This window comes from Paenibacillus sp. J31P316 (genome assembly GCF_056269105.1).
This window is the reverse complement of record NZ_JBWDNI010000019.1, coordinates 86086-99775: the sequence shown is the minus strand read 5'-3', so window position 1 is coordinate 99775 and position 13690 is coordinate 86086. Positions and strand designations below refer to the sequence as shown.

The window sequence follows — 13690 nt, the reverse complement described above, 5'->3', positions numbered from 1 at the left end:
GCCGGGCGACTAATCTTCTTTCTGGAGGCCGTTGATAATGAAGGACGCAGCTATCCGCAAAAAACGAAACATTCGGGAACTTCCACTGCACCTGATGCTCTTGCCGGGTGTCCTGATCACCTTGATATACGCGTACGGACCGATGTTCGGCATCGTGATGGCATTTCAGAAGTTCCAGCCGCTGCAGGGCTTCTTCAAGTCCAAGTGGGCGGGGATGAAAAACTTCGATTATATTTTTCACTTGCCGGAATTCGATCAAATCTTATGGAATACCGTCATCATCTCCGTGCTGAAAATGGCGTTCGGACTGATCGTGCCGCTCATCCTGGCGTTGCTGCTGAACGAGCTGACGAGGGACTGGTTCAAGCGGTTCGTGCAAACCAGCGTGTTTCTGCCGTTCTTCCTGTCGTGGACGGTGCTCGGCGGCGTTATGCTCGATATCTTCTCCTTGCACGGACCGGTCAATGGAATTCTGCATAGTCTGGGCATAACTCCGATTATGTTTATGGGCAACGGGGATTGGTTTCGAGGAATCATTGTCGGCTCGGACGTATGGAAGGGCATGGGGTACAACATGATCGTCTTTCTCGCCGCCATAGCGGGGATCAACGCAAGCCTCTATGAGGCGGCGGAAGTGGACGGAGCGGGCAAGTGGAAGCAGATGATTCATATCACGCTGCCCGGCATGGCGCCGATCATTATTTTGCTCGCCACGCTGAGTCTCGGCAACGTGCTCAATGCGGGCTTCGACCAAATTCTGATTCTGTACAATTCGATCGTGTACGATAAAGCGGATGTCATCGACACCTACGTGTACCGATTGGGCTTGTTCAGCCAGCAATTTTCTCCGGCTGCGGCAATCGGGTTGTTCAAATCGGTCATCTCGCTCGGCATGGTGTCCGTATCCTATTATATCGCCTACCGATTCAGCAGATATCGGATATTCTAGCGGGCGAGAGGAGAAGTCGCATGGTGTACAAAGCATCTTGGAGCCGAAAGGCGTTTATCTTCGTCAACGTTGTGTTATTATCCGCCATTCTTGCCCTTGGCATCTTGCCGTTTATCCATATGCTCGCGATCTCGTTAAGCTCCACGACGGCGGCCGCATCAGCGGAAGTAGGGCTGTGGCCGGTCGGGTTCTCGCTGGAAGCGTATCGGTATCTCGGTCAGAAGGCCGAATTCATTCGTTCGTTAGGGATTTCCGTAGAGCGCGTCGCGCTGGGCACGGCCATTAATATGCTGTTTGTCGTCATCACGGCCTATCCGCTATCGAGAAGCAATGCGCAGTTTCGGTATCGGACGCTGTACGTGTGGTTTTTCGCGGTGACGATGTTTTTCGGCGGGGGGCTTATCCCTACCTACGTAATCGTCAAAGAGACGCATTTGCTGGGTACGATCTGGGCGCTCGTGCTGCCGGGCGCCTTGAACGTCTGGAACGCGGTGATGCTGCTCAATTTCTTCAGGGGCATTCCGAAGGAATTGGATGAAGCCGCGACGATCGACGGGGCAGGCCATTGGACGCTGCTGTGGAAAATATATTTGCCGGTCTCGCTGCCGGCGTTGGCCACGATCACGTTGTTTACCATCGTTGGGCATTGGAATGCGTGGTTTGACGGTATTTTGTATATGAATACGCCCGAGAAATATCCGCTGCAAAGCTACCTGTCGACGTTGGTGACGTCCATCAACAAGCAGGCGATCTCGCTCGACGACCTGAATCGATTGGAAAACATAAGCGAGAAAACGTTGCGAACGGCGCAAATTTTCCTTGGCGCTCTGCCGATCATGCTGGTGTATCCGTTCCTGCAGAAGTTTTTTATCAAGGGGATTACGGTCGGCAGCGTGAAAGAGTAGAAGCAGAGCGGGGCAGAAGGTAACTTCATGCTTCATACAGAGGAGTGGAACGGCACAATGGCTGAGAAGATCAAAGTAGCGCTGATCGGCGCCGGGCTTCGCGGGCAGGTCTATACGAATTATGCGATCGACTATCCGGACCGAATGCAAGTCGTGGCGGTCGCCGATCCGAACGCGGCGCGAACGGAGAAGTTCAGACAGCGGCACGGCATCGAGGAAAGCTTGGCGTTCGACGATTGGCGCGAGCTGCTTGCGCAGCCGAAATTGGCGGACGCGGTTATTATCTGCACGCAGGACAAGATGCATTTCGAGCCGACGATGCGTGCTCTGGATGCCGGGTATCACGTGCTTCTGGAGAAGCCGATGTCGCCCGACCCGCGAGAATGCGTGCAGATGGGCGAGAAGGCGGCGCAGGCAGGCCTTGTTTTCTCGATTTGCCATGTGCTGCGCTATACGGCTTTCTTCAGTACCCTTAAGAAGCTGCTGGATGACGGCGCCATCGGACGGCTGATGTCGATTCAGCACAATGAGAATGTCGCTTACTGGCATCAGGCGCATAGCTTCGTGCGAGGCAATTGGCGCAATGTCGCGGAATCCAGCCCGATGATTCTGGCGAAGTCTTGCCACGACATGGACATTCTCCTGTGGCTGGCGGGGGCGGACTGCGTGCGGCTGTCGTCGTTCGGATCACTGTCGCATTTCCGTTCCGAGCATGCGCCTGCTGGCGCGGCCGAGCGCTGCACCGACGGCTGCCCGGCGGCGGACGACTGCCTGTATTATGCGCCGGATGTTTATCTGGGCGACAAGCCGAGTTGGATGGCGCTGGCGATCAGCGACGATCAAAGCTATGAAGCGCGCCTTAAAGCGCTGCAGGTGGGTCCGTACGGACGGTGCGTGTACCATTGCGATAACGATGTCGTCGATCACCAGGTGGTGAACATGGAATTCGCCAATGCGGTCACGGCGGCGTTCACGATGAGCGCCTTCACGCAGGATTGCAGCCGGACGATCAAGCTGATGGGGACAAAGGGCGAAATTCGCGCCGCCATGGAGAAGAACGAAATCGAGCTGATCCGATTCGGCGCAATCGAGCCGGAACGAATCGATCTCGAAACGCCTGACGGACATATCGGCCACGGCGGCGGCGATCTGGGCTTGATTCGCGACTTCGCGGAGCTCGTGCGCGAGCGTCGGGACAACGTCGCAAGCCAGGCGAGCGTCGGCCTTACTTCCGCCGTGCATTCGGTGCAGAGCCACTTGATGGCTTTCGCCGCCGAACAAGCTCGTCTGGAAGCGAAAGTCATCGAGGTGGAGAAGTTCGCGGAGCAGTTTCGGTAAGGGAATCACAGGCTCTATAGCTCACCCGACCGCATGAGGTCGGGTTTTTGCTATGAATGAAGCCAGGTGAATCTGCGTACCATCCGAATTGCTTAATCCTGCCACGCCCTTCAATTGCAAGCCGGGTTAGGGTACAATTCAGATAGCATGTTTGACTTGTAAAGGAGTTCTGGAATGGAATTGGAAAAGGAAATGCTGCAGCTGAACGTGAATAACGCGATTAAAGGTGCAGTCAAGACGAGTTTGAAGGATATCCTTGCACAGCTGACCAAAGACCGGTTGAATTTCATTGCCGCCAATTGCGAGCTTGCTGGGCGCTCGAAGCTGAAGAAACAGGAGCTCGCGGATGCGCTCTACGAGCGGATTACGCATGCGTTTCACTTGCGGAAGGCTTTCCTTACGGCGGAGACGAAGGAATGGGAGCTGGTGAGCCGGCTGCTCAAGGCCCCTTACGTGCAGGATAATTCCGTATTTGCGGATGCTTATTTGTTTTTGATGGATAAAGGCCTGGTATTCAGCTTCCTGGAGAAGGACAAGCTGTTCTTCGTCATGCCGGAGGAGGTCAAGGCCGCCTTCAAGAGGCTGGATCAGAAGAAGTTCCGCGAAGAACGCGGCATAAACCAACTGGTACTCCGCTATACGGAAGCCGCGGCCAACTTGTACGGCATCTGTCCCGTTCAGAAGCTCCTGGAGATTATCAATGAGCAGAACGACGACGTCAACTTGACGGAGGAGCAGTTCGATGAGATCCGTTTGTCCGTTTCAGATAAGGTGCTTACCTGGGAAGTCCAAAGCGGGTTCGTATACAGCGACGGCCTAGAGGGAGAAAGCCTGGAGGATTATGAAGCGTTCTTGGAGAGCGTGAAGGACAAGCCGTACTACATTCCTCCCAAGGAAGAGCTGCTGCGGTATGCGGAGATCGATTATTTCGAAATGACGCCTCAGCTGGAGGCATTGAAGAGCCATATCATGCTGCAGTTGGGCAAAGCGGAGCGGATGGCTGACGCGCTCGTGGACGATATCCAGCTCGTGTGCTCGATGGAAGAGCCGCTAAGCGTCGTTATGGAAGAGTTCGAGAGTCGCAAAATTCGCTTGAGTAAGAAGCAGCTCAACGAAATCATGCCGCTCATCATACAGGTAAACAATACGACGAGAATGTGGTCCAATCGCGGCTTCACGCCAGCCGAGCTAAGCCCGAGGGCGAATCAAGGCGCGACTGCGAGCAATGTCGTCCAATTCCCGGCGGTATCCTCGAAAATCGGCAGAAACGATCCATGCCCGTGCGGAAGCGGGAAAAAGCATAAAAAGTGCTGCTTGTAGCAGCGTTGAACGGTAATCAGTCTGATGTAGTTGCAGTGCTCTCTCTTATCTGTGTAGTTTGCAGGCAGGAGAGAGTCTTTTTTTTGACCACATGAAGGAGCGGGTGGAGAGCTTCACGCCAAAAACCATATTGGGTATATCGGAAGCGACGGGAGTATTGTAGAATTATGGGAATCCATTCATTCTATGAATAGTTCTAGCGGGGGGTTAATTGTGTGCGTAAAGGTAAAGGTGAAGGTAGAGGCAATATCCGATTTCGTAGAGTAGGAATCGCCGCGCTTGTCGTAGTCGGCATGACGCTCGCGGCAGGCGCAGGAGCCTACGCCGCAACGAAAATGAGCTTGATCGTAAACGGTCAGAAATCGAAGGTGGAGCCCGTGTCCATCAAAGGCGTGACCTACGTTCCTCTGCGCGCGGCAGCCGAGATGCTCGGCGCCAGCGTGAACTACAACTCGCCGGCCAATTCCGTCACGATTACGAGCAAATCGTTCAGTGTTCCGCTGGGCGATGCCGGCAAGGAAGCCGTGGGCTCGGTGAACGGCGTTACCATTACGAAAAACCAGCTGTATAATGCCATGGCCGCATTGGGCGGGCAGCAAACGTTGGATAACCTGATTCAAGAGGAGCTGGTGAAGCAAGAGGCCGCCAAGAAAGGGATCGTAATCAGCGACAGCGACGTGGATGCGGAAATCGCGAGAATCAAGAAACAGTTCCCGTCCGAGTCGGCCTTCGAAAACGCGCTTCAGCAATCGGGCATGACGCTCGAGGATTTGAAGATGCAGACGCCGATGCAGCTTCGCATACGCAAAATCTTGGAGCCGCGCGCGAACGTGACGGACGCGGAAGTGAAACAATACTTCGAGGCGAATCGAGATGCCTACGATCAGCCTGAGGAAGTTCGCGCATCGCATATCTTGGTCGCGACCAAAGCGGAAGCGGACGAAATCGCGAAGCAGCTGAAAGCAGGCGCGGATTTTGCGAAGCTGGCCAAGGAGCGTTCCATCGACACGGGCAGCAAGGAAGCCGGGGGCGATCTTGGTTACTTCGGCAAGGGCGCCATGGTGCCTGAATTCGAGAAAGCCGCGTTCTCGCTTAAAGTCGGCGAACTGAGCGAACCGATCAAATCGGATTATGGCTACCACATCATTAAAGTGACCGACCACAAGGAAGCGAAGCCGGCGACGCTTGACGAGAAAAAGGCGGAAATCCGGGCACAGCTCATCCAGCAGCGGATTAGCGATCTATCCACGGCTTGGCTGGCAGAAGTGAAGGCGAAGGCGCAAATTACGAATACGCTTCAAGGGAAATAAGAGCCTTTTAGTTACGTTAATTGTTAAATAAGAAGACATAAGCAACAATGAGCACGACCTGAAGACGATAACGTTTCTCCACAAAAAGGCTCTCATCCCCAAGGATGAGAGCCTTTCCTGCGTCTGCTTCGTTCGCTGCGCGGTGCTTGGCGTGAATGGTAGAAAAGAGAAGATAATGAATAGAGGCTTATCTTTTGTCGAGGCGGACTCACTTCAAAAAGCTGAATTTCTCTCTCACCATCAGCGCCGCTCCCGTTGCGACCGCGTCTTCCTTGAGGGCTCCTTTGGAGAAGACGGGCGCGTATTCCGGGTAGTAATACGAATTTTGCAGCGCGACCTCGATAGCGGTCTGATAAAACCGTTCATGCGAATTGATCAGGGTCCCGCCAAGAATGATCGTTTCGGGATGAAGCGTGTTGATGAGGTTGGCGAGTCCGATGCCGAGGTTTCGGGCAGCATGCATGAACAGTTCGACCACGGCGGAATGACCGTAGGATAATTCCCTTAACAGCGCATCGTAGCTGTTGTCCTTTAATGTGGCATCGTCCAGTGCTCGCTTCTCGAGAGCAAGGACGGAGACGAAGGCCTCCAGAGCGCCATAATTGCCGTGATCGTCCAATCGCGGGCCGTCGGTTTGGATGATCATTTGTCCGATCGACCCTTCCATATCGACCGAACCATGAATGATGCGGCCGTGAGACATCATGGCCGAGCGCAGGCTGACGCCGGCGTGAACGTAGAGCATATGCTGCAGCTGTTCTTGGCGCATGGCCCAGTGTTCGCCGAGGAGCGCGGTGTTCGCGCCGTTATCCAGGAAAGCCGGAATTCCGCATCGGTCCTGGATCAGTTGGCAAATCGGCACGTCCGACCAGCCTTGGGCGCGGAAATGCAGCGGATTCAAGATCATGTTCCTCGTGCGGTCAAGCGGGCCGACGGCGCCGATGCCAATACCGATGATTTGATTTTGCGACAGATTGTGGTCCTTCAACAGCGATCTGATTTGTTGAGCGGTATGTTTGACGAACCGATCGGGCGTCATATCCTCGTCCATTCGCCATCTGACCCATGACTTGGCATTCAACTGCATATCGAATAAGCCGAGCGAAGAGTAGAAGCGCGAGATTTCAAGTCCGATCATATAGCCGTAATCCGGGTTGATCTCGAATAAAATCGGCTTTCTGCCGCCGGTCGAGGAGCCGAGCCCGGACTCGAGAATGAGCCTTTCCCCGGCCAGCTCGTCCAGCAGCCGGTTCATCGTGCTGGTCGTGAGCGTAAAGAACGACAACAGATCGCTCTTCGAGACGAAGCCCCGATTGGCGATATGCTGATAAAGCGATTGTTTGGTCGCGAGCTTAGCGCGAGGCGTTTCCATGCCTGATCCCAACTTACCCCATTGGATTTGATAGCTTCTATACAGCCATCTTAGCGCAAGAAAAAGGCAGATACAACCGAGTGCGCGAGGAAGCCTAACAAATAAGCCGAACCGGCAATGTCCATAAGAACGTTTGATACGCAGCTAGTAGGCGACTTTATTCCAAATTGAAAAAAAGTATGTATAATAAAGATAAAGGTTGTCATGGAGTAGACTTCAGGTGCTAGTATCGTGCTTGCAGCAAGGAGGAATTTGAATGATACGCGAGAAATTAGGGCTGCTGCTTCGGGTATTCTGGGTATTCTTCCGAATTGGACCTTCTACGTTCGGCGGCGGGTATGCCATGATTCCGGTTATCGAGAAAGAGGTTGTCGCGAAGCGCGGCTGGTTATCGTCGTCCGAGATGGGAGATATGATCACGATTGCAGGTTCGGCTCCGGGCGGAGTCGGCATCAATGCCGCGGCGTTTATCGGTTATCGGGTAGGCGGCGTTCCCGGAGCCGTCGCTGCCGTATTGGGCATTACGATGCCGACGTTCATCATCGTCAGCATGCTGAGCTTGTGCTATTCGTTGTTCAAGGATCAGGCGAAAGTCGTCGCGGCGCTTAAAGGGATACACGGGGCGGTCATTGCCTTGATTATTCTAGCCGCCTGCAAGATGGCGAGGCATGCTTTGTTCGATCGCACGACGAAGGTTGCTGCCGCAGCGGCGCTCCTATTGTTGCTGTTTACCTCCGTCAACCAGCCGATCGTGATGCTAGGCGGGATCGGCATGGGGATCGTTGCCGTGATGGCCAAAGAGAGACGCGGCCTCCAACCGAAGCTGGAGAGGGAAGAAGCCAAGCAGCAGGTTCAAGGGCTCATCTACCCCGAATACTATATTTAACTACAGGAGGGATTCGCAGTGGTGTCCCTGTTTGCGCTATTTATCGTATTTATGAAAATCGGGCTTGTATCCTTCGGCGGCGGCTATTCCGTCATCTCCTTAATGGAGACGGAGACGATCGCGCACGGCTGGCTTGCGAACGGTCAATTCCAAGAAGTCGTCTCGGTTGCCGGCACGGCGCCAGGGCCGATCGCCACGAACGCGGCTACGCTGATCGGATATGATGCCAACGGTCTTGGCGGCGCAATCGCGGCAACTGCCGGCATCGTCCTGCCCTCGCTGGTTATTATCATTGTTGTGGCGGCGATATGCTACAGACTGTTCGATAACAAGCTCGTTAAATCTTCTCTCTATGGCCTGCGCCCCGTAATTACGGGGGTCATCGCATATTCGGCCTTGCATTTCGGATTCTTGTCCCATCAAGCGTCCATGCCGACGTGGCAAACGGCAGCGACGCTGGTCATCTGCGCGGGCGCGTTGGTCGGGATCCTCAGATATAAAATGCATCCCCTCATGGTTATTCTCGCATCCGGCGTGGCTGGTATTATCTTGTTCTGAATGCCGGCGTTATGCGGTTAATCACGCTAAATAGATGCATTGACGCTATTGCGGGACATCGACAAATTTTAAACCAGACCGCATGCGGTCTGGTTTTTTGCTTTCGCTATGCACGTAACATCGCGGCATCTAGAGGGTGTCCCGATTGTGCCGGGGATGCAGCCGATACTGTTTCGGACTGACGCCGTAGTAGGCGGAGAAATGGCGGGTGAACGGGTGGATGGACGGATAGCCTAGCCGTTCGGCGATCGCGGTAATGCTGAGGTCGCTTTCCTGCAGCAGGTGAACGGCACGCTTCATCAGTAGGCGATGCTGGTAGGCTTTCGGCGTCATGCCCGTCTCCCGTAGGAATAATTCGTGAAAGTACGTCCGCTTCAATCCGCACAGCGTCCACCATTGCTCCACCGGCTCCCGGCGCTCCGGGTTCATCTCGAGCTGCTCCAGCAATCGCACGATGCGATAATCCCGGGGCTGCCGCATATGGACGGCGTTATGCCAGCTGAGCATCCATGCGAACATCAGGCTGTTGACCGTTTCGGCGCGATAGAAGCTCAGCTCGTTGTACTGCCGCACGATATGCAGGAAAGCGTCGTACAGATGCGGGTAGGGCTGCAGCGAGAAGACGCCCGGGAGCGCGTCCAGCTCCGCGCACGGCGCGCTCGCGGATTGCTCGGGCAACCGGAACGGCAGCGGCGCGTAGATGAACAAACGGTGAAGCGATACCGGGTTACGGTCGTCCCATAAATCGCAATAGAGGTTATGGGATGCGAGCGGATGCGCCGGAGAGATATGGAACGCATGCGGCTGGCCGGGACGAAGGAAGATCAGCGTTCGCTTCTCGATCGGGTAGCGGACGCCGTCGATCTCCATCTCGCCGGGGCCGTCCGTGAAGAGGTGGAAGGCATATACGCTGCAGACGCGGAGCCCTTCATTGGAGCTCCCGTCGTAGAGATAAGGCATGGAATCTCCGACGAACGGCGTCAGCGCGGCCAAAGTTTTCATAGCGCGTTCCTCCGTGTGAAAAGGTAGTGCTTCGGACGAAGATGACCGGATGAATCGTCAACTTTATGGAAGCGCAGACAAATACGAAAGGATAGCTCCATGATACGATAAACGGAGATGGAAGAAAAGAAAATGGCTATGCAGCGGTCCGGCAGTTTATGGAATACGGAGCGGATCAATGCGCAACAATCCTGGTTGCTTGACTAAGCTGTGAATGCAAGGCAACGCGTTGCCGGGCAATTAATGCAATTAATCGTTAAGGCCGTTCGTCCAGCCGATTCAGTTTGCTTACGGATGTATGAAGCTCTTGAACTTGTACCTATACTCTTCCCGGCGAAAAGGAGATTTCACATGATCATTACTAAAGTCGAAACGTTCGTGCTTCACGTTCCCATTACCCCTCCGATTACCGACGCCATCAACGTCGCGACCCATTGGGGGCTGTCCGGCGTAAGGATTTTCACGGATGAAGGGATTACCGGCTGCGGCTACACGGGCACCTGCGCGCACGGAGACGACATGATCGTCGATACGATCGACCGTTATTACGCGCCGGAGCTGATCGGCAAAGATCCGTTCATGGTCAAAGAGCTTTGGGATGCGATGCGCTTCGGCAAAATGCACTGGATCGGCCGCGCGGGCGTGACGCATATGGCGCTGGCCGCCGTCGACATCGCACTGTGGGACATCATGGCGAAGACGGCAAACAAGCCGCTCTGGCAGTATCTCGGCGGACATAAGAGCAAAGGCATCAAAGCGTATAACACGAACGGCGGCTGGTTGAACTGGTCGAAGGACCGACTGCTCAAGGACGTGACGGAGATCGTCGAGCAAGGCTTCAGCGGCGTCAAAATCAAAGTCGGCAAGCCCGATCCGCGCGAGGACTACGACCGCGTCAAGGCGGTGCGCCAAGCGATCGGCGACGACGTGAATTTCATGATCGACGTCAATCAGCAGTGGAACATCAACACGGCGATGACGTGGGGCAAGCGCCTCGAGGAATTCAATCTGTTCTGGCTGGAGGAGCCGCTGAACCCGGACGATATCATGGGCCACAAGAAGCTTGCGGACGCCCTGAACGTGCCGATCGCGCTCGGCGAGCATGTGTACAGCAAATACGCGTTCCGCGATTATATCCATAACGGCGCGCTGGAATACTGCCAAGTCGACGTGACGCGCGTCGCGGGCATAACGGAATGGCTGCAGGTCGCGGGTCTCGCTGCCGCGTACGACGTGCCGGTCTGCCCGCATGTCGGCGACATGGGCCAGATCCATCAGCATTTGGTGGCGGCGACGCCGGGCGCGTTCATGCTGGAGTACATCCCGTGGATCCGCCATATTTTCGAAGAGCCGGCGACGGTGAAGAACGGTTTCTACGTGCTGCCGCAAATGCCGGGGGCGTCGACGGATATCATCCCGCGCTATTTCGAAGAATACCGGGTGCGTTAAGATGAGCGGGATGAAGCTATGGTTTGACGGGCAGGCAGACGGCTGGAAGCAGGGGCTGCCGCTGGGCAACGGGCAGCTTGGCGCGGTCGTGCACGGAGGCCGGGAGAGCGAGACGTGGTGCGTGACGGAAGTCACCTACTGGTCGGGCAAGTCGGAGCCGTCCGCGACGCCTTCGCGAGGCAAAGAAGATCTAGCCGCGATGCGCGAGCTGTTCTACGCCGGCGATTATGCCGCTGGCGAAGAGATGGCGAGCCGATTGCTGCAGGCGGAGAAAGGGAATTTCGGCACGAATTTGTCGCTGTGCGACGTTCGGCTGGTTTTCGGCGGCGAAGGTGAAACCGGGAACCGCCAAAGCGTTACTGTTGATGCAGACGAGGCAGCAAGACAAGATTCCCGCGGCTTCGCGCGCGAGTTGAACCTTGAAGAGGCGCTCTACCGCGCCGGCGACGTGCAAGGTCTTCGCCGGGAGACGCTCGCCTCGCATCCTGACGGCGTGCTCGCTTCCCGCATTTGGAGCGATAATGCCAAGGGCGGCGTCACGTTCTCGCTGCGGCTGGAAGGCCGCACGGACAGCTTCGCCGTGCAAGCGGCGGGCGACGACGCACTGGCCTTCGACGGCCATGCGACGGAAACCGTGCACAGCGACGGCACTTGCGGCGTGCGAAGCAAAGGCGCGGTCAAGGTCGCCGCGAAGGGCGGCACGGTCGCGACGACGGCCGATGGCGCGATCGTCGTGGAGGGTGCCGACGAAGCGTGGATTTATTTTGCCGTCGAGACGGATTATCGCCGGCCGGACGGAGACGGAACGTGGGAGCACGCCGCCGCAGGCCGGACGGAGCAGGCCGCGGCGCAAGGCTACGCGGCGATCCGCGAGGCGCACATCGCCGATTATCGGTCGTTGTATGCGCGAGTCGAGGCTGACTTCGGCGATACCGACGCTTCGGCGCTGCCGCTGAACGAGCGGATGCGCCTGCTTCGCGCAGGCGGGGAAGACCCGCAGCTGTTCGCGCTCTTTTTCCAATACGGCCGTTATCTAACGATCGCCGGCTCGCGCGCGGACTCGCGGCTGCCGATGCATTTGCAGGGCATGTGGAACGACGGCGAAGCGAACCGCATGGCGTGGAGCTGCGATTACCATCTCGACGTCAATACGGAAATGAACTATTACCCGACGGAAGCCGCGAATTTGGCGGAGTGCCATGTACCGTTGATGCGCTATATCGAAGGGCTGGCGGGAGCGGGAAGAGCGACGGCGCGCGACTATTACGGCTGCGAAGGCTGGGCCGCGCATGTCTTCTCGAACGCATGGGGCTTCACGGCGCCGGGCTGGCATTACTCGTGGGGGCTTAACGTCACGGGCGGCTTGTGGATCGCGAACCAGCTGCGCGAGCATTACGAATACGGACGCGATGACGCGTTTCTGCGGGAGACGGCTTATCCGGTGCTGAAGGAATCGGCATTGTTCTATCTGGACTACATGACGGTGCATCCGCGGACCGGCTGGCTCGTCACCGGACCGTCCACTTCTCCGGAAAACAGCTTCTATGTCGGCGGCCGAACGGACCGATCCTATGCCCTCTCGATGGGATCGACGATGGATCAGTCGCTGGTCCGCGATTTGTTCGCCTTCTGCCTGGAGGCCGGGGAACGGCTCGGCGTCGACGAACCGCTGCGGGAACGGCTTCGCGGGGCGATGGCCCTGCTGCCGCCGCTGCAAGTAGGCGCGAGAGGCCAGCTGCAGGAGTGGCTCGAGGATTACGGCGAAGCGCAGCCGGACCACCGGCACTTGTCGCATCTGTACGGCCTGTATCCGGGCAGTCAGATTACGCCGCAAAGCACGCCGGAGCTGAGCGAGGCGGCGCGCGTCACGCTGACGTCGCGGATGCGCGGCGAAGGGCTGGAGGACGTGGAGTTCACGCTTGCATTGTTCGCGGCCAACTTCGCCCGTCTGCATGACGGCGACCGCGCGTATGACCAGCTGTCGTATCTGATCGGGGAGCTGTGCTTCGATAATTTGCTGACCTACTCCAAAGCGGGCATCGCCGGCGCCGAGACGAACATTTTCGTCGCCGACGGCAACTTCGGCGGAACGGCAGCGATCGCGGAGATGCTCCTGCAAAGCCATGCCGGCGAGATTCATTTGCTTCCGGCGCTGCCGGGGCAGTGGCGTACGGGACGGACGACGGGCCTGCGGGCGAAGGGCAACGCCGAAGTCGACCTGCATTGGCAGGACGGCATGCTTGTCGAAGCGACGATCCGCGCGTTCGCTCCGCTGCGGACGTCCGTTCGCTACGGCGGGCGTACGGTGCCGGTCGAACTGGAAACCGGCGGCAGCCGGACGTTCGCGGCCGAGGCGTTCCTGGAAGCGAAGCACGCTTAAGAGGCTAGGGCGACAATGGACAACCGAAGGCGGAGACGCCGGCGGTTGTCTTTCCTTTTGAAATCCAGCGATGCACCTGCGTATCCTATTTCTAGGATATCCCTTTCTCGGAACGGGAGCCGCCGTGCCGCAAAGAAGAAAGGATTGTCCCGTTTCCCTCCAACCCCGGGATTGCAAGCGGCCGAACAGACGATATAATGAATGAGAAACGGAAAGGACGG

General features: G+C 56.7%; 11 protein-coding genes. 9 read left to right on the top strand and 2 right to left on the bottom strand.

Features of this window, described 5'->3' with window-relative positions:
- Positions 1–37: 37 nt before the first annotated feature.
- The 5 genes from AC0YNU_RS29345 to AC0YNU_RS29325 all read left to right on the top strand — a co-directional run bounded on the left by AC0YNU_RS29345 (position 38) and on the right by AC0YNU_RS29325 (position 5822).
- Positions 38–949 carry an ABC transporter permease gene (locus tag AC0YNU_RS29345; protein ID WP_475762974.1) on the top strand — a complete coding sequence of 304 codons (912 nt, stop codon included), beginning with the start codon at positions 38–40 and terminating at the stop codon, positions 947–949.
- A 20-nt stretch (positions 950–969) separates the two neighbouring features.
- Complete coding sequence (locus AC0YNU_RS29340) at positions 970–1854, top strand: carbohydrate ABC transporter permease (RefSeq protein ID WP_475762972.1); 885 nt, start codon at positions 970–972, stop codon at positions 1852–1854.
- Between the two features lie 27 nt (positions 1855–1881).
- Complete coding sequence (locus AC0YNU_RS29335) at positions 1882–3192, top strand: Gfo/Idh/MocA family protein (protein ID WP_475762970.1); 1311 nt, start codon at positions 1882–1884, stop codon at positions 3190–3192.
- A gap of 174 nt (positions 3193–3366) precedes the next feature.
- A complete protein-coding gene (locus AC0YNU_RS29330; protein WP_475762968.1) occupies positions 3367–4512 on the top strand; it encodes a YecA family protein in 1146 nt (381 codons plus the stop codon).
- Between the two features lie 215 nt (positions 4513–4727).
- Positions 4728–5822: a peptidylprolyl isomerase gene (locus AC0YNU_RS29325; RefSeq protein WP_475762966.1), complete on the top strand. Its 1095-nt coding sequence runs from the start codon at positions 4728–4730 to the stop codon at positions 5820–5822.
- A 208-nt stretch (positions 5823–6030) separates the two neighbouring features.
- Here AC0YNU_RS29325 and AC0YNU_RS29320 read toward each other — a convergent pair whose 3' ends face one another.
- Positions 6031–7194, bottom strand: a complete 1164-nt coding sequence (locus AC0YNU_RS29320) for an ROK family protein (RefSeq protein ID WP_475762964.1) — start codon at positions 7192–7194, stop codon at positions 6031–6033.
- Between the two features lie 256 nt (positions 7195–7450).
- Here AC0YNU_RS29320 and AC0YNU_RS29315 point away from each other — a divergent pair, with 256 nt between their 5' ends.
- Together AC0YNU_RS29315 and AC0YNU_RS29310 are read left to right on the top strand one after the other, a co-directional pair.
- Entirely contained in the window at positions 7451–8080 is a 630-nt protein-coding gene (locus tag AC0YNU_RS29315; protein WP_475762962.1) for a chromate transporter, read from the top strand.
- 18 nt (positions 8081–8098) lie between these two features.
- Positions 8099–8638 (top strand): chromate transporter, encoded by a 540-nt coding sequence (locus AC0YNU_RS29310; protein ID WP_475762959.1) that lies wholly within the window; start codon positions 8099–8101, stop codon positions 8636–8638.
- A 129-nt stretch (positions 8639–8767) separates the two neighbouring features.
- Here the strand turns inward: AC0YNU_RS29310 and AC0YNU_RS29305 are convergent, their stop codons facing one another.
- Positions 8768–9640, bottom strand: coding sequence for a helix-turn-helix domain-containing protein (locus AC0YNU_RS29305; protein WP_475762957.1), 873 nt, complete (start codon positions 9638–9640; stop codon positions 8768–8770).
- Between the two features lie 351 nt (positions 9641–9991).
- Here AC0YNU_RS29305 and AC0YNU_RS29300 point away from each other — a divergent pair, with 351 nt between their 5' ends.
- Complete coding sequence (locus AC0YNU_RS29300) at positions 9992–11089, top strand: mandelate racemase/muconate lactonizing enzyme family protein (protein ID WP_475762956.1); 1098 nt, start codon at positions 9992–9994, stop codon at positions 11087–11089.
- A 1-nt stretch (position 11090) separates the two neighbouring features.
- The gene (locus AC0YNU_RS29295) at positions 11091–13469 is read left to right on the top strand and encodes a glycoside hydrolase family 95 protein (protein ID WP_475762954.1); all 2379 of its coding nucleotides are present in this window, start codon (positions 11091–11093) and stop codon (positions 13467–13469) included.
- The last annotated feature ends 221 nt before the right edge of the window (positions 13470–13690 follow it).